This is a genomic window from Variovorax boronicumulans, from assembly GCF_019352895.1.
Taxonomy (GTDB): Bacteria; Pseudomonadota; Gammaproteobacteria; order Burkholderiales; family Burkholderiaceae_C; genus Variovorax; species Variovorax boronicumulans_A.
In genome coordinates this window covers 652516-673073 of the sequence record NZ_JAAAFX010000009.1, presented here as the reverse complement: position 1 = coordinate 673073, position 20558 = coordinate 652516, and the positions used below count along the sequence as shown (strand labels likewise).

General features: G+C 69.2%; 19 protein-coding genes. 8 read left to right on the top strand and 11 right to left on the bottom strand.

Translation table 11 applies throughout. The features are described 5' to 3' along the window. Positions 1-39: 39 nt before the first annotated feature. The 4 genes from K0H49_RS22215 to K0H49_RS22200 all read left to right on the top strand — a co-directional run bounded on the left by K0H49_RS22215 (position 40) and on the right by K0H49_RS22200 (position 3687). A complete protein-coding gene (locus K0H49_RS22215) occupies positions 40-867 on the top strand; it encodes an aminotransferase class IV family protein (RefSeq protein WP_219217124.1) in 828 nt (275 codons plus the stop codon). A 100-nt stretch (positions 868-967) separates the two neighbouring features. Then, a complete protein-coding gene (locus tag K0H49_RS22210; RefSeq protein ID WP_219217122.1) occupies positions 968-1891 on the top strand; it encodes a dihydrodipicolinate synthase family protein in 924 nt (307 codons plus the stop codon). Then, positions 1888-2601 (top strand): FadR/GntR family transcriptional regulator, encoded by a 714-nt coding sequence (locus tag K0H49_RS22205; protein ID WP_219217120.1) that lies wholly within the window; start codon positions 1888-1890, stop codon positions 2599-2601. The genes K0H49_RS22210 and K0H49_RS22205 overlap by 4 nt, the downstream gene beginning before the upstream one ends. A 66-nt stretch (positions 2602-2667) precedes the next feature. Further along, entirely contained in the window at positions 2668-3687 is a 1020-nt protein-coding gene (locus tag K0H49_RS22200) for a Bug family tripartite tricarboxylate transporter substrate binding protein (protein WP_257625072.1), read from the top strand. A gap of 60 nt (positions 3688-3747) precedes the next feature. On the opposite strand, the gene phnY is transcribed toward K0H49_RS22200, so the two are convergent. The 6 genes from phnY to phnD are packed head-to-tail and all read right to left on the bottom strand — an operon-like array spanning position 3748 to position 10075. Continuing rightward, complete coding sequence (phnY, locus tag K0H49_RS22195) at positions 3748-5202, bottom strand: phosphonoacetaldehyde dehydrogenase (RefSeq protein WP_219217118.1); 1455 nt, start codon at positions 5200-5202, stop codon at positions 3748-3750. Beyond that, the gene (psrA, locus tag K0H49_RS22190) at positions 5199-6305 is read right to left on the bottom strand and encodes an iron-containing alcohol dehydrogenase PsrA (protein ID WP_183025854.1); all 1107 of its coding nucleotides are present in this window, start codon (positions 6303-6305) and stop codon (positions 5199-5201) included. Before psrA ends, phnY begins: the two co-directional genes overlap by 4 nt. A gap of 8 nt (positions 6306-6313) precedes the next feature. Continuing rightward, positions 6314-7558 carry a phosphonoacetate hydrolase gene (gene phnA / locus K0H49_RS22185; protein ID WP_219217114.1) on the bottom strand — a complete coding sequence of 415 codons (1245 nt, stop codon included), beginning with the start codon at positions 7556-7558 and terminating at the stop codon, positions 6314-6316. After that, the gene (gene phnE / locus K0H49_RS22180; RefSeq protein ID WP_219217112.1) at positions 7558-8376 is read right to left on the bottom strand and encodes a phosphonate ABC transporter, permease protein PhnE; all 819 of its coding nucleotides are present in this window, start codon (positions 8374-8376) and stop codon (positions 7558-7560) included. Before phnE ends, phnA begins: the two co-directional genes overlap by 1 nt. Continuing rightward, complete coding sequence (gene phnC / locus K0H49_RS22175; protein WP_219217111.1) at positions 8373-9212, bottom strand: phosphonate ABC transporter ATP-binding protein; 840 nt, start codon at positions 9210-9212, stop codon at positions 8373-8375. Before phnC ends, phnE begins: the two co-directional genes overlap by 4 nt. Beyond that, the gene (gene phnD, locus K0H49_RS22170; protein WP_183026010.1) at positions 9209-10075 is read right to left on the bottom strand and encodes a phosphonate ABC transporter substrate-binding protein; all 867 of its coding nucleotides are present in this window, start codon (positions 10073-10075) and stop codon (positions 9209-9211) included. The genes phnC and phnD overlap by 4 nt, the downstream gene beginning before the upstream one ends. Positions 10076-10315: 240 nt before the next feature. Here phnD and K0H49_RS22165 point away from each other — a divergent pair, with 240 nt between their 5' ends. Beyond that, the gene (locus tag K0H49_RS22165) at positions 10316-11203 is read left to right on the top strand and encodes a LysR substrate-binding domain-containing protein (protein ID WP_219217108.1); all 888 of its coding nucleotides are present in this window, start codon (positions 10316-10318) and stop codon (positions 11201-11203) included. A 22-nt stretch (positions 11204-11225) separates the two neighbouring features. On the opposite strand, the gene K0H49_RS22160 is transcribed toward K0H49_RS22165, so the two are convergent. From K0H49_RS22160 to K0H49_RS22145, 4 genes are all read right to left on the bottom strand, one after another. Further along, positions 11226-12425 carry a PrsW family intramembrane metalloprotease gene (locus K0H49_RS22160; RefSeq protein ID WP_219217106.1) on the bottom strand — a complete coding sequence of 400 codons (1200 nt, stop codon included), beginning with the start codon at positions 12423-12425 and terminating at the stop codon, positions 11226-11228. Next, positions 12422-12982 carry a hypothetical protein gene (locus K0H49_RS22155; RefSeq protein WP_219217103.1) on the bottom strand — a complete coding sequence of 187 codons (561 nt, stop codon included), beginning with the start codon at positions 12980-12982 and terminating at the stop codon, positions 12422-12424. The genes K0H49_RS22160 and K0H49_RS22155 overlap by 4 nt, the downstream gene beginning before the upstream one ends. 108 nt (positions 12983-13090) lie before the next feature. Then, positions 13091-13336 (bottom strand): hypothetical protein, encoded by a 246-nt coding sequence (locus tag K0H49_RS22150; protein WP_219217101.1) that lies wholly within the window; start codon positions 13334-13336, stop codon positions 13091-13093. Between the two features lie 43 nt (positions 13337-13379). Next, a complete protein-coding gene (locus tag K0H49_RS22145; RefSeq protein ID WP_219217098.1) occupies positions 13380-15845 on the bottom strand; it encodes a membrane-bound PQQ-dependent dehydrogenase, glucose/quinate/shikimate family in 2466 nt (821 codons plus the stop codon). A 537-nt stretch (positions 15846-16382) separates the two neighbouring features. Between K0H49_RS22145 and K0H49_RS22140 the strand changes: the two genes are divergently transcribed. Then, positions 16383-16793, top strand: coding sequence for a CopD family protein (locus K0H49_RS22140; protein WP_219217096.1), 411 nt, complete (start codon positions 16383-16385; stop codon positions 16791-16793). A gap of 29 nt (positions 16794-16822) precedes the next feature. Here the strand turns inward: K0H49_RS22140 and K0H49_RS22135 are convergent, their stop codons facing one another. Next, the gene (locus K0H49_RS22135; RefSeq protein ID WP_219217095.1) at positions 16823-17290 is read right to left on the bottom strand and encodes a DUF2231 domain-containing protein; all 468 of its coding nucleotides are present in this window, start codon (positions 17288-17290) and stop codon (positions 16823-16825) included. Between the two features lie 18 nt (positions 17291-17308). Between K0H49_RS22135 and coxB the strand changes: the two genes are divergently transcribed. Continuing rightward, a complete protein-coding gene (coxB, locus tag K0H49_RS22130) occupies positions 17309-17995 on the top strand; it encodes a cytochrome c oxidase subunit II (protein ID WP_219217093.1) in 687 nt (228 codons plus the stop codon). Beyond that, the gene (ctaD, locus tag K0H49_RS22125) at positions 17992-20544 is read left to right on the top strand and encodes a cytochrome c oxidase subunit I (RefSeq protein ID WP_257625070.1); all 2553 of its coding nucleotides are present in this window, start codon (positions 17992-17994) and stop codon (positions 20542-20544) included. Before coxB ends, ctaD begins: the two co-directional genes overlap by 4 nt. The last annotated feature ends 14 nt before the right edge of the window (positions 20545-20558 follow it).

Genomic DNA, 20558 nt, shown 5'->3' with positions numbered 1-20558 from the left:
AAGTTTAGCCTCGAGCTCCTGATGAAAAGGTGCTTGAAGATGATCGATGCAGACCATGAAGAACGGCAGGCCGCCACGGCCCTGCGCAACGGCCGGCCGGCCTCGGCCGAGGAACTGGCGCCGCTCGCCTTCGCGGGCTATGCGCACTTCACCGCGATGCAGGTGCGCAGCGGGGCAGTCCGCGGGCTGGACCTGCACCTGCAACGACTGCGGACGGCTTCGCTGGCCTTGTTCGGCCACGCCCTGCCAGACGACGACGTGCGCACGGCGCTGCGCGCGGTGCGGCCCTTCGCCCCCGACGACTTCTCGCTGACCGCCACGGTCTACTCCCCGGCCGGAGAGTTCACGGTGGCCGGCCCCGAAGCCGTGCCGCAGATCCTCGTGCGCGCCCTGCCCGCTTCGTCGGGCCCCGCCGGGCCGCTCCGCCTGGCCACGTTCGCGCACGAACGAACGCTGCCGCGGATCAAGCACGTCGGAGAGGTCGCCAAGACCTGGTTCCTGCGCGAAGCCGTCGCTGCGGGTTTCGACGACGCGGCCTTCGTCGACCGGCAGGGCCGCCTCAGCGAAGGCTCGATCTGGAACCTCGCGTTCTGGGACGGCCAGCGCGTGGTCTGGCCCGAGGCCGAGATGCTGCGGGGCACCAGCCTGGGCATCCTCATGCGGCAGCTGGAACGCATGGGCGTTCCGCAGACGCAGCGCGAGATCCGCGCGCAGGACCTGCAGTCACTCGCGGGTGCCGTGGTCATGAACTCCTGGTCGCCGGGCATCGCGGTGCGGCAGATCGGCGGCGTCGAGATGCCGCCGGCGCCGGCCTTCGTCGACCTGCTCCATCGCGCCTATCGCGCCGAGCCGCCGGTTGCGCTGTGAGTGCGCCGACGCATCGGCTGCGGCGCTTCCCTTTGGCTAATAACTCCGATAATATTATTTATTCGCAGATACAGATCACCGATCCGAACCGGGCCCACCCATGCCGAAATTCCCCCCCGACAGCTTTCACGGCATCCACGCCATCCTCTATGCGCTCTACGACGCCGACGAGAAGCTCGACCGGGCGGCCATGCGGCGCCAGGTCCAGGCCTGCCTGGCCTGCGGCGTGCATGGCATGTCGGCGCTGGGGCTCGCGACCGAGGTGGCGAAGCTGACCGAGGGCGAACGCCGCACGGTGATGGACTGGGTCGCCGAGGACACGGCCGGTGCCGTGCCGCTGGCCCTCACCATCTTCGGGTCCTCGGTGGCGGAGCAGCTCTCGCAGGTGCGCCACGCCGAATCGGTCGGCGCCGACTGGGTGATCCTGCAGCCGCCCGCGGCGGGCGCGTTCGCGGCCTCGGAGTACATCCGCTTCTTCGGCCGCGTCGCCGACGCGACCAGCCTTCCCGTGGCGATCCAGAATGCGCCCGCCTTCTTCGGGCGCGGGCTCAGTGCGGACGAGATCCGGGACCTGGTGACGCAGCATCCGAACATCCGGCTGCTCAAGGGCGAAGGCTCGGTGGTCGAGATCGCCGGACTGATCGAGCGGACCGCAGGCCGCGTGCCCGTCTTCAACGGACGCGGGGGGCTGGAGCTGATCGACAACCTGCGTGCCGGCTGCCGCGGCATGATCCTCGCGCCCGATTGCATCGACCATGCGGTTGCGGCCTACGAAGCCTTTCGCCGCTGCGACGAGCCGGCCGCCGAACGCGCCTACCAGGCCATGCTGCCGGCGGTGGTCTTCGTCATGCAGGGCATCGAGAACTTCCTCTGCTACGGCAAGCGCCTGTTCGGCGCGCGCGCGGGCATCGCGACCCACGACCGTGCGCCCGCGCAGCAGCCCGTGGCCGCTGGCGAGGCGATGGTGGCGCGCTTCGCCGCGGCGCTCGGCCCGCTGGTCGACCGGCGATCGGCTGCCGCATGAAGCTCCCGGGCGACGACGGCCCCCGCGAGCTGGAGCGCGGCCTGCCGGCACAGATTGCGGGCCGGATCGGGCGCCGCATCCTGCAGGGCGAACTCCAGCCCGGCGACACCCTACCCAAGGAACTCGAGCTGCTGGCCGAACTGCAAGTCAGCCGCACCACGCTGCGCGAAGCCCTGGCGGTGCTGGCCAGCAACGGCTTCATCGAAGCGAAGCAGCGCATCGGCACGCGGGTGCGTGCGCGGGCGCACTGGAACACGCTCGACCCGACGGTGATGGCCTGGCATGGCGAAACCGGTGCGCCGGGCGCGCTGGCGCAGGAGCTGTTCGAGATCCGTCTGGCCATCGAACCGATGGCCGCCCGGCTCGCGGCAGAGCGCGCGACGCCCGAGGACCTGGCGCGGATCGGCACGGCGCTGCAGGCCATGGGCGACGAGCGCCTGGGTGCGCAGCGCGCCATGGAGGCCGACATCGACTTCCACCTGCAGGTGATCGCCGCGGCCCACAACCGCTTCCTGATGCCGGTGGCCTCGGTGATCCGCGCGGCGCTGGAGGTCAGCGTGCCCAAGACCTTCGAGGAATTCGGCGGCATGGGCCACTCGATGGCGATGCACGCCGCCATCTTCCGCGCGATCGAGCAACGCAAGCCCGAGGCCGCGGCCAGGGCCGCCACGAAGTTGCTCGAGGACACCTACCGACGGAATTTCGCCTGACGCCACTGCGCGCACGGCCCTCTTTTCCCCAGCCCTCTCCATCCAAAACAACAGCACGAGACAACCATGAGCGCCAACAACCCAGCCCCCCACGCCACGGCATCGATCGCGGGATCAGAGCCGCACGACCGGCGCCGACGCCGCCTGCTGCAATGCATGGGCGCCGCCGCCCTGCCCCTTTCCTGGCCGGCGCTGGCCGAGACCTACCCGGGCAAGCCGGTCGAACTCGTGGTGCCGGCTTCGGCCGGTGGCGGCACCGATGCACTGGCGCGCGCCTTCGCCGAAGCGACCCGCAAGCTGTTCCCGCAGCCCATCGTGGTCAACAACCGCCCCGGCGCCAGCGGCGCGATCGGCATGAACGACGTGCTGGCCAGCCGCGCCGACGGCTACAAGCTGTGCATGGTGATCGCCGAGGTCACGACGCTGCCCAACCTGGGCCTGGCCAAGTTCGACTACACGAAATTCGAGCCGATCGCGCGCCTCAATGCCGACCCGGCCGCGATCACCGTGCGCGCCGACGCGCCGTGGAACACCCTCGAGGAGTTCCTGGCCGCGGCCCGCAAGCAGCCCGGCGAGGTCAAGCTCGGCAATGCGGGCACCGGCTCGGTCTACCACCTCTCGGCCATCGGGCTCGAGGACCAGGCCGGCGTGAAGTTCAACCACGTGCCCTACTCCGGCGCCGCGCCGGCCGTGATCGCGCTGCTGGGCGGCCACATCGACGCGCTCGACGTGAGCCCGGCCGAGGTGGGCACGCATGTGCTGGGCGGCAAGCTCAAGATGCTGGGCATCATGGCCGACCAACGCATCCCGGCCTTCGGCAACGTGCCGACCTTCAAGGAACGCAGGATCGACCTGGCGCTGGGCACCTGGCGCGGGCTGGCCGCGCCCAGGGGCACGCCCAGGCCCGTGATCGACATGCTGCGCGCCACCGCGCGACAGGCCGTCGAGGAGCAGGGCTTCAAGGACAGCCTGGCCAAGCTCAACCTGGGCCTGGCCTACCTCGATGCGCCCGATTTCGAGCGCGCCATGAAGCGGGACCACGAGTACTTCGGCCAGCTGATCCAGAAGAACGGGATCAAGATCTGAGCGCATGGAAAAAGGCCGGGAGCGCCTTGCGCCCCGGCCTTCACCATCGACGATGCCGCCTTACCAGGGCATCGTGAAGGTCTTGCCGTTGCAGAAGGACTTCATCGCTTCCTGCACGCCCTCCTTGTAGCCCAGGCCCGAGTCCTTGATGCCGCCGAAGGGCGTGAGCTCGATCCGATAGCCGGGCACCTCCCAGACGTTCACCGTGCCCACGTTCAGCTCCTGCGCGAAGCGCGTCGCATGGTCCATGCGGTCGGTGCAGATGCCCGAGGACAGGCCGTAGGCCGTGCCGTTCGAGATCGCGATGGCCTCGTCGATGTCGCGGAAGGTCAGGATCGGCGACACCGGCCCGAAGGTCTCCTCGCGCACCAGCGTCATCTCGGGCCGCACCCGGTCGAGCACGGTCGGTGCGTACAAGGCGCCCTCGCGCCGGTGGCCGGCCAGCACGCGCGCGCCCTGCGCCACGGCCTCGTCGACCAGCGCCTCGAAATGGCGGGCCGCCTGTTCGTCGATCACCGTGCCCATGTCCATCGACGGGTCGCTGGGGTCGCCGTGCTTCCAGCGCAGTGTCTTCTCGACCACCAGCTCGGTGAAGCGCTCAGCCACCGAGGCCTGCACCAGCATCCGCTTGACCGCGGTGCAGCGCTGGCCCGAGTTCTTGTACGAGCCCTGCACCGCAAGGTCGGACGCGCGTTCGAGGTCGGCGTCCTCCATCACGATCAGCGGGTCGTTGCCGCCGAGCTCGAGCACGATGCGGCGGTAGCCGGCCTTGTTCGCGATGTACTTGCCGATCGGCACGCCGCCGGTGAAGGTGATCAGGTCGACCTGCGCGTTGGTCAGCATCTCGTCGGCGATCTCGCGCGGGTCGCCGGTGAGCACCTGGAACATCTCGGGCGGCAGGCCCGCCTCGTAGAGCACGTCGGCCAGGAAATAGGCCGACAGCGGCACCTTCTCCGACGGCTTGAGCACCATGCGGTTATTGGTCGCGATGCTGGGCACCACCTTGTGCGCGACCTGGTTCATCGGGTGGTTGAACGGCGTGATCGCGGTGATCACGCCCTGCAGCGGCTCACGCATCGTGATGACCTTGCGCCGCTTGCCGTGCGGCGTGAGGTCGCAGGAGAACACCTGCCCATCGTCGCGCAGCGCCTCGTTGGCGCCGAACACCAGCACGTCGGCCACACGGCCGATCTCGTACATCGAGTCCTTCACGCACAGGCCCGACTCCAGCGTGATCAGCCGCGAGGCCTCGTGGGCACGCTCGCGCAGAATCACCGACGCGCGCTGCAGGATGGCCGAGCGCTCGTAGCGCGAGAGCCGCGGGCGGAACGCATGCGCGATACGGTAGGCGTGGCGCACGTCGTCCAGGCTGGCGAGCGGCACCGTGCCGACCCGCTCGCGGGTGAACGGGTTCACCACGTCCAGGGTGCGTTCGCGCGCCACGCGCTCGCCGCCGATGCGCAGGGTCTCGGCGCGGAAATCCGGGCTGTCCTTCAAGGGCAGTCGTGCGTTCATGTGAGTGTCTCCGTGGGGGTGGGGCGACCGATGAAGTTCTTGCCGCGTGCGCCGCCTTGCGCATGCAGCACCATGGCCCGGGCTTCCTGCGCCGAGACGCCGTAGTCGCCGAAGCGCGTCTTGACGCCCAGGCCCTCGATGAAGCGTTCCAGACGTTCGGGCGCCTCGGCCAGCGGCGCGCCCAGCGCGCGCTCCAGCACCGCGTCGCGGTCGGCCCGCTGGCCGATGGCGCTGCGCAGCACCATCGGCAGCGAGAAGGAGCAGGCGATGCCGTGCGGCAGGCCGTAGCGCAGCGTCATCTCGTAGGAGATGGAATGCGCGAGCGCGGTCTTGGTGTTGGAGAAGGCCATGCCGGCCTGCAGCGCGGCCAGTGCCATGCGTCCGCGCAGGCCCAGGTCCTGCGGCTGCTGCATCAGCGCCGGCAGCACCGCCAGGATCTCGTGCACGGCCGAGCAGGCCATGGTGTCGGAGAGCGGGTTGGCGTTGACGTTCCAGATCGACTCCAGCGCATGCGACAGCGCATCGAGCCCGCTCTGCAAGGTGACCGAGGCCGGCAGCGAGAGCATCAGCTCGGGGTCGATCACCGCGTACTCCGGCCAGGTCTGCGGCAGGTGCAGCGAGTGCTTCTTCTGCCGCGCCCGGTCCCAGATGGTGGCCCAGGGCGTCACCTCGCTGCCGGTGCCGGCCGTGGTCGGCACCGCGATCAGGCGCTTGAAGCGCGTCGGCGTGAAGGGCTTCTCGCCGGCCAGTCCGCTCACCAGCGCATCGAAGCGGCCGCTCTCGTCGGCCACCATCAGCGCCTTGGCGGTGTCGATGGCGCTGCCGCCGCCGACGGCCACGATCACCTCGACCTCGGCGCAGGTGCGCCAGAAATCCTCGTAGGTCTGCGACAGCTCCTGCACGTCGGGGTTGGGCGAGATGCAGTCGATCACGCAGGCCAGCCGGTCGCCGAGCACGGCCTCGAGCCGCGCCACCAGGCCCAGTGCGCGCGCCTCGGGGAAGGTGACCACCGCGGCGCGGCGGCCGTCGAGCAGTTCCGGCAGGGACGACAGGGCCCCTGCCCCGTACACGCTGTGCACGGGGTTGAAGTAATGGGCGTTCATGCGGATTCCTAGGCGAGGACGCGCACCGCGTGGTTCAGCGCGAGGTCGAACACGTCGAAGTTGCGCAGGCGGCGCGTGGCGTCGACGCCCTGCAGCCGGCGGTTGAACAGCAGCGGCACCTTCTGCTCCGACACGCCGCCGTGCGAGCGCAGCGGCACGGTCAGGCCGCTCAGGTCGTGCTCGGCCGCGCGCGTGCCCAGCACGGTCAGGTGGTCCGACACCACCACCAGGTCGCCGATGCGGTCCGGCGGCAGCTCGAAGCGCTCGGCCGCCTCCTCGCGCGTCAGTACCCCTTCGATGCCGACCACGCCGCGCAGGGCCCGGGCCGTGGCGGCGCGGTCGACGCCGGGCGCCAGGTAGACGGTGGCAAAGGAGCCGAGCGCGCCGTGGTGCACGACGTAGGGGTCGGTGATCGGCAGGATCACGCGGTTGGCGCGGCCGCCGTCGAGGCCGTCGAGCACCTCCTGCAGGAACACGATGCGCGGCTGGCCGGCGGCATCGGTCTTGGGGCTCATGCCGTGGTCGGCGGTGATGGCGATCACGGCGCCCAGCGCGTCGAGCTGCGCGAGGTAGCCGTCCATCATCGCGTAGAAGGCGTTGGCGCCTTCGGTGCCGGGGGCGCACTTGTGCTGTACGTAGTCGGTGGTCGAGAGGTACATCAGGTCGGGCCGCCGCGTCTCCATCAGCCGCACGCCGGCGGCGAACACGAACTCGCTCAGCTCGGCGCTGTAGACCGAGGGCACCGGCCGGCCCACCAGTTCCAGCACATCGTCGATGCCGCCGTTGGCGAGCGTGGCCTGGTCGGCCTTCTCGGCCGAGAAGCAGATGCCGTGCATGCCGTGGCCCAGCAAGGTGCGCAGCTTGTCCTTGGCGGTGACGACGGCCACGCTGGCGCCGGCATCGGAAAAGGCCGCCAGGATGGTGCCGGCCCGCAGGTAGGCCGGGTCGTTCATCATCACTTCCTTGCCGAGCGCGGGGTCGAGGAAGAAGTTGCCGCAGATGCCGTGCACCGAGGGCGGCGCGCCGGTGACGATCGACAGGTTGTTCGGGTTGGTGAAGCTGGGCACCACGCAGTCGCCGAGCAGCGATGTCCCCTTGTCGAGCAGCCGGGCCATGAAGGGCGCGACACCGGCCTGGATCGCCTGGGTGATGTAGTCCGGCTCGCAGCCGTCGACGCACACCACCACCACCGGCTGGGCCGGCTTGCCGTAGTCGCGGCCATTGACCGTGAGCGTGAAGTTGTCCGATTTCATTAACGTGCCCCTTGTTGAATCCATGCGCGCAACTTGCTGGAGATGTAGTCGGCCGCCATGACCATGGCCACGATCACCAGGATGCAGGTCGCGGTGTCGCGGTACTGGAACAGCTTCATGCTCCCGACCAGCTCGAAGCCGATGCCGCCCGCGCCCACCATGCCGAGCACGGTGGCCTGGCGCAGGTTGGTCTCGAAGCGATAGAGCACGACAGCGATCCAGGCGGTCACGACCTGCGGCAGCACGCCGAAGATGATGATCTGGATGGGGCCGGCGCCGGTCGAACGCAGCGCCTCGATCGGGCCCTGGTCGATGTCCTCGATCGACTCGGCGAAGAACTTGCCCAGCATGCCGGCGCCATGCAGCGCCAGGGCCAGCACGCCGGGGAACGGGCCCAGGCCCACCGCCGCCACGAAGATCAGCGCCAGGATGATCTCGTTGATGCCGCGGGCGATGTTGAGCACCTGCCGCATCAGGTGGAACACCGCGAGGTTGGGCGAGATGTTGCGCGCCGCCAGGAAGCACACCGGCACCGCGAGCACGATGGCCAGCAGCGTGCCCCAGATGGCGATCTGCACCGTCTCGATCGCAGGCTTGACCAGGCTCTGCATGAACTCCCAGTTGGGCGGCACCATGCGCCCGAGGAAGTCGGCGATCCAAGGCATGCCCTTGACCAGTTCGCCGAAGCTCACCTGGCTGCCGAGCGCGGCCCACCAGAGCACGGCGAAGCCGATCACCACGGCACCCGCGTATTTCCACCAGCCCTCGTTGCCGCTGCTGCGGGCCACGAGCAGGTTGTAGCGTCCGATGCTGATCATGATTGCTCCAGGGCGAGGTGATGGGCGACGGGGGCCGGCGACGCAGCCGATGCCAGGGCCGCGGTGGCGGCGGCTTCACCCGCCTTCTCGGGTCCGGCCTCTTCCATGCCGCCCGGGTAGATGCGCTGCAGCACCTCTTCGGTGAGTTCGTCGGGCCGACCTTCGAAGACGATGCGGCCGGCCGCCACGCCGATCACGCGCTGGCCGAATTCGCGCGCGTAGTCGACCTGGTGCAGGTTGCAGATCACCGTGATGCCCGATTCCACGCTGGCCTGCTGCAGGTAGCGCAGCACCTTGCGCGAGGTCTTGGGGTCGAGGCTGGCCACCGGCTCGTCGGCCAGGATCACCTTGGGGCGCTGGGCCAGCGCGCGCGCGATGCCCACGCGCTGCTTCTGGCCGCCCGACAGCGTGTCGGTGCGCTCGTCGGCCTTGTGGGCCATCTCGACGCGGCGCAGGCATTCGCGCGCCACGTCGATGTCGGCCTTCGGGAACCACTGGAACCACGACAGCACCGCCGGCATCGAGCCGAGCCGGCCGGTCAGCACGTTCTTGAGCACCGACAGCCGCGGCACCACGTTGTAGTGCTGGAAGATCATCGCCACGTCGCGCCGGACCTTGCGCAGCCCGGCGCGGTCGCCGCGCGACAGCTCGCCATCGACGCGGATCTCGCCCGCGCTCGGGTCGGCCAGGTGGTTGATGCAGCGCAGCAGCGTCGACTTGCCGGCCCCGGAGGCGCCGAGGATCACCACGAACTCGCCCTTCTTGGCCGTCATGCTGACGTCGTGGAGCGCCACGAAGTCGCCGTAGCGCTTGCTGAGGTTGCGGATCTCGATCATTTCATCTCCTTGAGATCGAGATTCAGGATCTTGGCCGTCTCGCGGATGATGTTGTAGGCCGCATCGTTGGTCGGGTGGAAGCCGTTGAGCAGGCCCTGGTCCGACCACGGGATGTCCTTGACCTCGAGGAACGCCGCCTGCACCCGCTTCTTGAGATCGGGCGAGAGGTCGCGCCGCCACACGGTGGGCGATTCCGGGATCGGGTCGGAGCGCCAGACCTCGACCAGGTCCTCGCGCTTGGCCAGCCCCTTGGCGATGGCGGCATCGAGGATGCGGTCGGCGATGGCGGCGGCCTCGATCTTCTTGTTCTGCACGGCGATGGCGCTGGAATCGTGGGAGCCCGAGAAGATCACGCGGCCGAAATCCTTGTCGGGATTGAAGCCGGCCTTGATCAGCCCGGCCTTCGGGAACAGGTGGCCCGAAGTGGAGGTGGGGTCGACGAAGGCGAAGGTCTTGCCCTTGAGGTCGGCGACCTTCCGGATGCCACTGTCCTTGTGGGCCACGATCTGGCTGTAGTAGGAGGTGCGCCCGGCCTTCTTGGTCTCGGCCACCGCGAAGGCCTCGATGCTCGCGATGCTGGCCCCCAGCACATAGGAGAACGGGCCCAGGTAGGCGACGTCGAGCCGCTTGGAACGCAGCGCCTCGATCACGCCGTTGTAGTCGGCCGCCACGAAGGGCTTGACCGGCATGCCCAGGGCGTTGGACAGCATGTCCATCATCTTCTGGCTGTTGGCGATCATGGCGCGCGAGTCTTCCGAGGGGATCAGCCCGACGGTCAGCACCTGCTGCTGCGCGCGGGCCGGCAGAACGATGCCGCCGGCCACCGCGGCGGCCGCGCCGAACACCAGATTTCTTCGATTCATCATGGTCTTGTCTCCTGTCAGTTATGGATGCATGAGCGTCCTTCCGCTGTTGGCGAAAGTGCCCGCCCCGTCGCCATCGGGCCGCCGGAACGCCGATGGCCTGAAGCACAGATGCCGCTCGCCGTTCTGGTGACGGTCGTCGCGCTCTGGGGGCAGTAAATCATCACCCAAGCCTCTCGACAAATTCAAAGATTTCTCGTCTTCTATAGAATTTCTGAATACATCCGGAGGGCCTCCCCCATGCGTCTGACACAGCTGCGTTCGTTCCATGCGGTGGCCAAGACCGGCAGCTTCACCAAGGCGGCCGCCCACCTGCACGTGAGCCAGCCGACCATCACCACGCAGGTGCGCTTCCTGGAGGAGAGCTACAACGTCGAGCTGTTCCACCGCAGCGGCAAGCGCGTGAAGCTCACGCAGTTCGGCGAACAGCTGCTGCAGCTCGCGCAGCAGATCTTCACGCTCGAGGCCGACGCGGTCAGCCTGCTCAAGGATTCGGGCGAACTGCGCTCGGGCGAGCTGCGCGTGGCGGCCGTTGGCCCCTACCACGTGACGAAGATGCTGGCCGACTTCAACCTGCACTACCCCGACATCAAGGTCAGCGTGAGCACCGGCAATTCACGCGACGTGCTCGACCGGCTGCTGGACTACCGGGCCGACGTCGGCGTGCTGGCCCAGCTGGTCCAGGACGACCGCTTTTTGTCGGTGCCCTTCAGCAAGCAGCCCGTGGCGATCTTCGCGTCCAGCGCGCACCCCTTCGCCCAGCGCCGCAGCATCAAGCTGCGCGAGCTGCAGGACGAGCGCATGGTGGTGCGCGAGCAGGGCTCGACCACGCGCAAGGCGCTGGAGCTGGCGCTGCAGTCGGCGGGCGTGAAGCCCAAGGTCGTGATGGAGATCGGCAGCCGCGAGGTGATTCGCGAAGCGGTGCTCGAAGGCGTGGGCATCGCGGCGGTGTCGACGGTCGAGTTCGTGCCCGGGCCGGGCCTGCACCTGATCGCGATCAGCGACGCGAAGATCTTCACCTATGCGCACCTGCTGTGCCTGCGGGAGCGGCGCGGGGCGCGCATGGTGAGCGCCTTCTTCGATGCGATCCAGTCGACGAAGAAGAGCGCGCGAGCCCCGGCCGCCTGAACGCTCGCAGAACGGCTGGAACTCAGGCGACCGCGGACGCCTGCGGCTGCGTCAGCAGGGCCAGCCGCATGCGCAGGCGCCGGATCGCCACCTCGTGCCGCAACGTCTGCGCGCCGCGTCCGTAGACCGCCGCCTTGCGGATCAGCCGCAGCTGCTCGCGCTGCAGGCGGGCCCGCGTGAGCCGGGCGCGCAGCCCGAAGTCGCGGCCCGTCTCGCGGCGGATCCGGTAGCGCTGCAGCGGCGCGCCCAGGCGCACCCACTCGTCGTCGCGGATCAGCTCGCGCTCGGGCACGAACCAGCTGGCGAGCGAATGCAGGTAGGCCCCGTTCTCCTGCGCCGCCACGCGCCAGAACAGGGCTGCCGCCAGCATGGCCGGGATGCCCTTGATCGCCAGCAGGATCGCCATCTCGCCGTAGCCGTCGTTGAGCACGTTCTCCAGCAGCGGCGAGTTCCATGCGAAGTGCATGCCCCAGGCCAGCGCGAAGCACAACAGCGCGACGCCCAGCCTGGCAACCATCGGCCGCTCGGGATGCAACAGGAACCAGGCGATGCCGAAGGACGCGATGGTGGTGTAGGCCGCGTGGCTCCACAGCCCGCTCAGCAACCCGCGCGTGAGCAGGTTGACCAGCACCGGCGAGACCTGGTTCTCGAGCGGAAAGGAGATCGAGGCGTTGATCGTGTAGCTCAGGTTCTCCACCACCTGAAACCCCAGCCCCGCCATCGCGCCGACGATCAGCACCGACAGGTAGGTCTGGAACTGGTTGCGCGCCACCAGCACGAGCAGGATCACGCCCGCGAGCTTGAGGAACTCCTCGGTGATCGGCCCCGCGACCGCGGCGCCCCATACCGCCGCGAACTCCGGCGAGACCAGCTTCGCGCACAGGCTCTGGATCGCGATGTTGGCCGGCGCTGCGAAGTAGACCGCGCCCAGGCCGCCCCAGGCGAAGGCCAGCAGGTAGCCCTCGGGCGGGTGCTGCTCGAGCAGGTCCAGCGTGCGGAAGACGAGCAGGAACGCGAGGGTGTAGAGCCCCCACACCAGCGAGCCCAGCAAGGCCGTGACCGGCACCACGCGAAAGCCCATCGCGAACATCTGGGTCGTGTAGAACAGGCCGTTGACGATCAGCACCGCCAGCAGCCAGAAGGCGGCGCGGCGCGGCTGGAAGAAGGAGTCGGTGCCCACGGGCCAGGGGTTGGCATCCGGGTCGAACAGCGGCGCGCTCAAATCGAGGCCTCCAGGTCCATCGAGTCCAGCATGCGGCGCGCCTCGGCCAGCGCCTCGTTGAGGCCGTCGTTGCTGCCGTAGAAATTGACCTGCACCAGCGAACGGCGCTGCAGGTCGACCATCTGCCAGAAGCGGCCCGACAGGTTCGGCCCGTCGTAGGCGAAGGTCACGCCCTGCAGGCCCCACGAGGTGACGAAGCCGGCCACCTCGCCCTCCAGGCGCATGCCCTGCCCGCGCTCCATCAGCCGCTGCTGCCTTGCCATCGGCCCGTCGGGCCCGCCGGCCCAGGGCAGCGTCGTCACCAGGAAACGGTGGCCGCCCTTGAACAGCATCAATGAACGTCCGGCCCGCGAGCGCGCGATGTCCATCTCCCAGCCCTCGGCCGGCACGAAGCGGGCCTGGCCGACCTCGACGGTTTCGCCTACAGGCAGGGGTTGGGCGCCGGGCGTGCGGCGGTCCCAGTAGCCCAGGCCCCCGACATAGAAGCCGATGGCAAGCACGACGAGGAGCGCGCCCGGCCAGCTGCGGTACGGGACGCGTCGAGAGGGTTCTGGCATCGGGCGATCGTGCCATAGCGCCAGGGCGATGCGCGGCACGGCGCGCGGTTTTCCCGGGTCGCCGGTCGCATGGCAGCCAGGCGCCGCCGCGGATGGCCGTGGCCGTGGCTAACGCACGTCGACCGGCGCATCGCGCCCGCGCGCCGCGGGGTCCGAGCCGCCCTTGTTCTTCTGGTCGGTCGAGACCGGTTCCGCATCGGACTTTCCCTCTTCGCACGCCTTGCCCTCGTCCAGGGACGCATCCTGCGCATCCGCGGGCTGGCGACGCCCACGCTGGGGCAGGCGCCGGCCCTCCTCCTCCGCTTTGCGCATCTGCTCCCGGCACGAGGCATCGGTGGTGGGATCGTCTTTCATCGCAATGCTCCTTTTTTCCAGGGTGAATTGAAGGGGTGTCGCTTCAGCGTTTGGGCAAGGCCCAGGCAATGACGCTGTCGCCCAGGCGGGTCTCCATCCGCTCATGGCCCCCGACGGCGGCCACGACGTACTGACGACCGTCGATCTCGTAGCTCATCGGGTTGGCCTGCGCACCGGCCGGCAGGCGCACGTCCCACAGCAGTTCGCCGGTCTCGGTGTCGAAGGCGCGCAGGAAGCGATCGAGCGACGCGCCGATGAAGGTCAGGCCGCCGGCCGTCGTGACCGAGCCGCTGTTGTTGGGCGTGCCCATCTCCAGCTTGAGCCGCGACGGCACGCCCAGCGGGCCCGAGTCGTAGCCGGTGCCGAGCGGACGGCGCCAGATGATTTCCTGGGTCCGCAGGTCCGTGCCGGAGATGTAGCCCCAGGGCGGCGCGATGCAGGGCGTGTTGAGCACCGACATCCAAGGCTTCTTCAGGGCCCCGTACGTGGACCCGACCTGCGGCATGTAGGCCGGGCGTTCGCTCACGCCGCGGAAGACCGACCGCACGCCCATCGCGTCGATCTCCTCGCGCGTGAAGAGCTGCTCGGTGTACGGCAGCCGGTTGCTGTTCATGACCATGATGCCGCGCTGGACGTCGATCGAGATGCCGCCCCAGTTGATGCCGCCGTGGTTGCCGGCGAAGGCCAGCGAGCCCTGCAGGGTGGGTGGCGTGTAGGCGCCTTCGTAGCGCAGCTGGCGGAACTCCGTCCGGCACAGCAGCTGGTCCAGCGGCGTGATGCCCCACGCGTGGCTTTCGCGCAGCACCTCCATCTGCTTGTCGGGCCGCCCCACGGTGTTCGGCATGCCGGGCGACAGGGGCTGGGTGGGCGCAATGCGCTCATCCGTGTCGACGTACTGCGGCACCGGCGCCTCGACGACGGGCAGGATCGGTTCGCCCGTGGCGCGGTCCAGCACATAGACCTGCCCGTTCTTGGTGGCCTGCACCACCGCGGGACGAGGTCCCTGCGCGCTCGGGAAATCCACCAGGTTCGGCTGCGGGCTCAGGTCGAAATCCCACAGGTCGTGGTTCACGGTGCGGAAGTGCCAACGCTTGCGTCCTGTGGCAGCGTCCAGGGCCACCAGCGACGCGGTGTACTCGTCTTCCAGTTCGGTCCGGTCGGCGCCGTAGAAATCGCTGGCCGGGTTGCCGGTGGGCAGGTAGACCAGGCCCAGCTCGTCGTCGCCGGCCAGCAGCGACCACACGTTCGGCGTTCCACGCGTATAGATCTCGCCGGGCGCGAGCGCCGCGTTCGCATCGTGCCGCCCCAGGTCCCACGCCCAGCGCTGCACACCGGTGACGGCGTCGTAGCCGCGCACCACGCCCGAGGGGGCGGCGCGCTCCTCGCCGTCGGCGATCTGGCCGGTGCCGATGATCACCACGCCGCGCATCACCAGCGGCGGCGATGTGGGCGCAACGAAGCCGGGCAGCGTGTTGCCCGTGCCTTCGTTCAGGTCGACGAAGCCGCCCTGGCCGAACTGGATGCAGAGCGCGCCCGTCTTCGCATCGATGGCCCCCAGGCGTCCGTCGACCACCGGCACCAGGATGCGGGCGCGGCACGCTTCGGTGCCGGCGGCCGGCGCCTCGTGGTAGGCGACGCCGCGACAGGTGCTCGCCGCGATGTTCGCCATGGCCTTGCGATCGGCCTGGGGATCGAAGCGCCACTTCTCGGTGCCGGTGGCCGCGTCGAGCGCGATCACGATCTGGCTCGGCGTGCACACGTACAGCGTGCCATCGATCATGAGCGGCGTGCTCTGGAAGGCGTAGGCGTAGTCGGCATCGTCCGGCTTGAGGTCGCCGGTGCGGAAGTGCCAGGCTTCTTCGAGCGTCTTCACGTTCTGCGGCGTGATCTGGGACGACGGACTGAACTTGTTGGACAGGTTCGAGCCGCCATAGGAAGTCCAGCTCGACGCGTCATGGCTGGCTGCGACATTGCCGTCCGGCGACGCGACCGTGCCCCTGCTGAAAGCCTCCGGGGCGCGTGCCGCAGCGAGTTGGGGCGACGCGAGCTCGACGGCGCGTGGAAAGAAGATCGGCAGCGCGATCAGCAGTGCCGCGACCAGGGGCAGCACCCCCGCCACCGCCCCGTAGAGGCGCCGGTCCAAGCCCGGGAGCTGCCGCAAGGTCACGGGCCAGAACGCCAGCAGCACGAAGCCCAGGACCGCCAGCCAGGCGAGACGCGGGATGAGGGCCCAGCCATCCAGTCCGACCTCCCACAGGGACCACGCGATCGTGGCCAGGGTGGCAAGGCCGAAGACGGCGATGCCGGCGCGATGGCCGCGCCAGATCAGGCCCCCGCTGGCGATCGTCGCCAGCCCCATCGCCGCGTAGTACCAGGAACCTCCGACCCGCGCCAACCGGATACCGAGCACCAAGAGCGCGAGGCCGAAGACGGCGATGAGAAGGGCATAGAGGCGCAAGGCCCAGGTGCTCGCGCGATCGCGGCGGGAATCGTTCGACTTCAAAGACACCAGATGTCCTCTGCAAGCGCAGGCGTCCACGGGAGCGGACGACCTCATTGGAGAAAGACCCAGGTTCTGTTGGTTGTTCTGGTCAGGCCACGATCACCGGCACTGCTGTGCTCCCGTCAGGGAAAGCTGCGCCGACGGGGACACCTTGCCATAGCAACGCACACCCCACGCGTCCCGGGGCAATGAATGCGGGCTTGTCCTGCATGGCGCCGAGGCGCTCTCCGTCAGTCCCCTTGCGGCCGCATGCAGCGCCTGCGCCAGGCGATGCATTCCTACACACGCATGCCGCGTCTTCATTCAGACTTTGCACGCGCTCCAACAACACACGGTGCACGTCGGCCACGCACTTGGCCTTCGATGCTTCCGGCATACATCGCGTGATCCACGGCCGTGGCCTTTGCCCGTTGCCGTGTTCTCCTGAAGACCGACGCGCGCGCCGAGGCGCCTCACATCACGCTTGCCGCCCATGCCAATGACTGCACGATCTCCCGCATCGCGTCTCCAACCCCATCCCTGTGGACACGGCGCGCGCTGAGCATGCCGTGGCTCAAGCTGCTCCATGTCTGCGCGGTGATCGCCTGGATCGGCGCCCTGCTCTACCTGCCCGCGGTGATCGTCGCGGCCTCGCGGCGCGGCGAATCGGATGAAGAGGCCCTGCCCCGGCACCTGCTGCGCGGCGTGTTCGTGAACCTGGCCACACCGGCGGCACTGGTGGCGATCGCGTCGGGCACCGCCATCTTCCTGTGGAGCGGTCTGCTTGCACACTGGCTCATGGTCAAGCTCGCGCTGGTGAGCCTGCTGGTCCTGGGGCATGCCTCGTGCGCCGTGCTGCTGCTGCAGGCCGAGCGCGGCCAGCCTGTCGCGCGCGGCTTCGCACCGCTTCTCACGCTGAGCTCGCTGCTGTGGCTCGCGGCCATCGCGTGGCTGGTGCTGCGCAAACCCTTCTGAACACCCACCCGATGGCCCCGTCTTCTCCCTCAGTCCGTGGTGTCGACCGCGACCGCCTTCTCGTAGACCAGCCGACCGCCCAGGTACGCCGCGACGGCGATGAAGACGGCGGTGAGCAAGGTCATCGCCGCGCCCCAGGGCGCGACGGCTGCGCCGGGGTCGTCGCCCCAGCGCAGCGACCAGTTCAGCGAAGCGATCGACAGCATCATCACGGCGATCAGCGCATGCGCCCAGGCTGTGACGAGGCGCCGGATCCGTCGCACGGTGAGCAGGTCGATCAGGCCGGCCATGCTCGCCACCCAGCCGCCCGCGGCACCGACACCGGACAACCACAATCCCGCGCGCGACCAGAAGGGATCGTCGGTGTGAAGGAAGGCCGCATCCGCGCCGACCAGCCCCACCAGGGCCGCCACCGGAAAGTGGATCAGCATCGGATGCAGGGGATGGCCCGCGATGGCGGCACGGCTGAGGATCGGATCGGAAGCGGCGTCGGTCATGCATTCATTCTGCCGTGCGTGGGCGCTGTGCTGCTCGCCGGCTGCAAGGGCCCGCAATCGATGCTCGATCCGGCGGGGCCTTCGGCCGGCGCCATCGCCGCCGTGTGGTGGTGGATGTTCGCGGTCGCGCTTCTGGTGATCGCCGGCGTCGTCATCGCATGGTTTCTGGCCATGCGCCCGCGCGCGGCCCTTGACGCCACGCGCGCACGGCGCGTGGAGCGCCGCTGGCTGGTCGGGGGTGGCCTGGTGCTGCCGACCGTCAGCGTGACGGCGCTATTGATCTTCGGTTCGCCCGCCGGCTTCCACCAGCTGCCCCTGCCCGGCGGCGCCGCGGCGCCCCTGCGCATCGAAGCCATCGGCCACCAGTGGTGGTGGGAGATCCGCTACCCCGACGGCGTCGTGCTGCGCGACGAATTGCGCCTGCCCGCCGGTCGCCCGGTGGACATCCTGACGAAGAGCAGCGACGTCATCCACTCCTTCTGGGTGCCCGCGCTGGGCGGCAAGCTGGACGCGGTGCCGGGCCGCACCCTGACCGTGCGGCTCCAGGGCGACCGCGTCGGCAGCTACCGCGGCCAGTGCGCGGAGTTCTGCGGCACCGGCCATGCCCACATGACGATGATGGCGCACGTCGTGCCGGCCGAGGCCTTCGACGCCTGGCTGCGCGCCCGATCCGGCACCGCCGCTGAAGAAGGAAAGGTGCCATGAGCACGTCGAGCGAGAACGCTGCGGGAACCTTGTCGCAAGAGCGCGAGGCCCAGGCCCTGCACGAACGGCTGGAGCGCATCTGGCGCAACCCGCGCGGCTGGGGCGCGCTGGCGGCGGTCAACCACAGCACCATCGCGCTGCGCTTCCTGGTGACGGGCGGCGTCTTCTTCCTCATCGCCGGCGTGCTCGCCATGCTGCTGCGCGCGCAGCTGGCCTTGCCCAACCACGCGTTCATGGGCGCGGAGGCCTACAACCAGGCCTTCACGATGCACGGGACGATGATGATGTTCCTGTTCGCCGTGCCGATCCTGCAGGGGCTGGCCGCGTACCTGCTGCCCAAGATGCTCGGCGCGCGCGACCTGGTGTTCCCCCGGCTCTCGGCCTTCGGCTACTGGTGCTACCTGTTCGGCGGCCTCATCTTCACCAGCAGCCTGCTGTTCGGCCTGGCGCCGAATGCCGGCTGGTTCATGTACACGCCGCTGTCGAGCAACGTCTACTCGCCCGGCATCCATGCCGACTTCTGGCTGCTCGGCATCACCTTCGTGGAGATCTCGACGATGGCCGCCGCCATCGAGATCGCCGTGTCGATCCTGCGCACGCGCGCGCCGGGCATGGCGCTGCACCAGATGCCGATCTTTGCCTGGGCCATGCTCGTGACCTCGATGATGATCGTGCTGGGCTTTCCGCCGCTGATCCTCGGCTCGATGCTGCTCGAGCTCGAACGCGCCGCCGGCTGGGTCTTCTTCGACCCCACGCGCGGTGGCGACCCGCTGCTCTGGGCCCACCTCTTCTGGCTGTTCGGCCACCCCGAGGTCTACATCGTCTTCCTGCCCGCGGCCGGTGTCGTGTCGACCATCGTGCCGGTGTTCGCGCGCCGCTCGCTGGTGGGCTACCGCTGGGTGGTGGTGTCGCTCATCAGCATCGGCTTCATCAGCTTTGGCCTGTGGGTGCACCACATGTTCACGCTCGGCATCCCGGCCCTGGCGCAGGCCTTCTTCTCGGCCGCGAGCATGCTGGTGGGCATCCCCACGGGGGTGCAGCTGTTCGCCTGGATCGCCACCCTCTGGACCGGCCGCCCCGTGTGGCGCGCGCCCATGCTGTGGATCGGCGCCTTCCTCACGGTCTTCGTCGCCGGCGGACTGACCGGCGTGATGCTCGCGCTCGTGCCCTTCAACTGGCAGGTCCACGACACCCACTTCGTGGTGGCGCATTTCCACTATGTGCTGGTCGGCGGGATGCTGTTCCCGCTGCTCGCGGGCGTCTACTACTGGCTGCCGCACTTCAGCGGCCGGATGCCCTCGGAGCGGCTGTCGAAGATCGGCTTCTGGCTCACCTTCGTCGGCTTCAACGGCACCTTCCTCGTCATGCACTGGACCGGACTGCTGGGCATGCCGAGGCGCGTCTACACCTACGACGCCGGGCTCGGCTGGGACCTCCCCAACCTGGTCTCGTCGGTGTTCAGTTTCCTGATGGCCTTCGGCGTCGCCACGGTGCTGCTCGACATCGCGCTGCACTTCCGCTTCGGGCGCAAGGCGCCCGCGAACCCCTGGGATGCGGACACGCTGGAATGGGCCACCCGCCTGCCGCCGGCGGCCTACAACTTCGCCAGCCAGCCGGCCATCGCCACGCGGCACCCGCTGTGGGACGACGCGGCCCTGCCGCAAAGCATTTCACAAGGGCGCCATGCCCTGGCGGAACCCGGGCACGACCGGCGGGAGACGCTGGGCACCGACCCGGTCAGCGGACAGGCACGCGAGGTCCTCCTGCTGCCGAACAACTCCTGGTTGCCGCTGGTCGCCGGCCTGCTGCTGTCGGCGCTGTGCGTGATGCTGCTGACGAAGGCGTACGTCCCGGCGCTCGCGGTGAGCGTCATCGCGGCCATCGTCCTGCTGCGCTGGTCGTGGGTCAACGGCGCCCACCCGAGCGTGGTGGGTGCCGGAGACGACGCCCTGCACGCGCGACCGGCCGGGCTGAGGCTCCACCCCTTCACTTTCGACGGCCCCGGGCTGTGGGGCATGGGGCTCACGATGATGGCCGATGGCGCGCTCTATGGCTCGCTGGTCTTCGGCTGGTTCTTCCTGTGGACGGTGGCGCCGCAATGGCAGCCGCCCGCCGTGTCGCCGCTGGGCAGCTGGGTGCTTCCCGCCACCGTGGTGGCACTCGCGATGGGCCGATGGCTGTTCGGGCGTGTACAGCGTCAACTGCGTGCCGGCCTGGATCGCCAGCTCGCCACGCTGCTCTGGGCGGCCGCGCTCTGCGGCCTGGCCGCGAGTGGACTGCTCGTGCGGTTGCTCGCCACGGCGCCGCTGGAACCGACGGCCAGCGCGCACGACGCCATGATCGCCTTCGCCTTGTGCTTCCTGCTTTTCCATACCGGCCTGGCCACGGTGCTGGCCGCGCTGCAGGCGGTGCGCGTGCAGCGCGGCCACGTCGGAGCCCACGCGCCCTACGAGCCGGGAGTGGTCGCCGTTTTCTGGTCCTTCACCCTCGGCGCGGCCGGCGTGGGTTGGGTGGCCTTCGCGTTCGTCCCGCTGGCGTTTGCACGCTGAGCTTGCCGCGATCA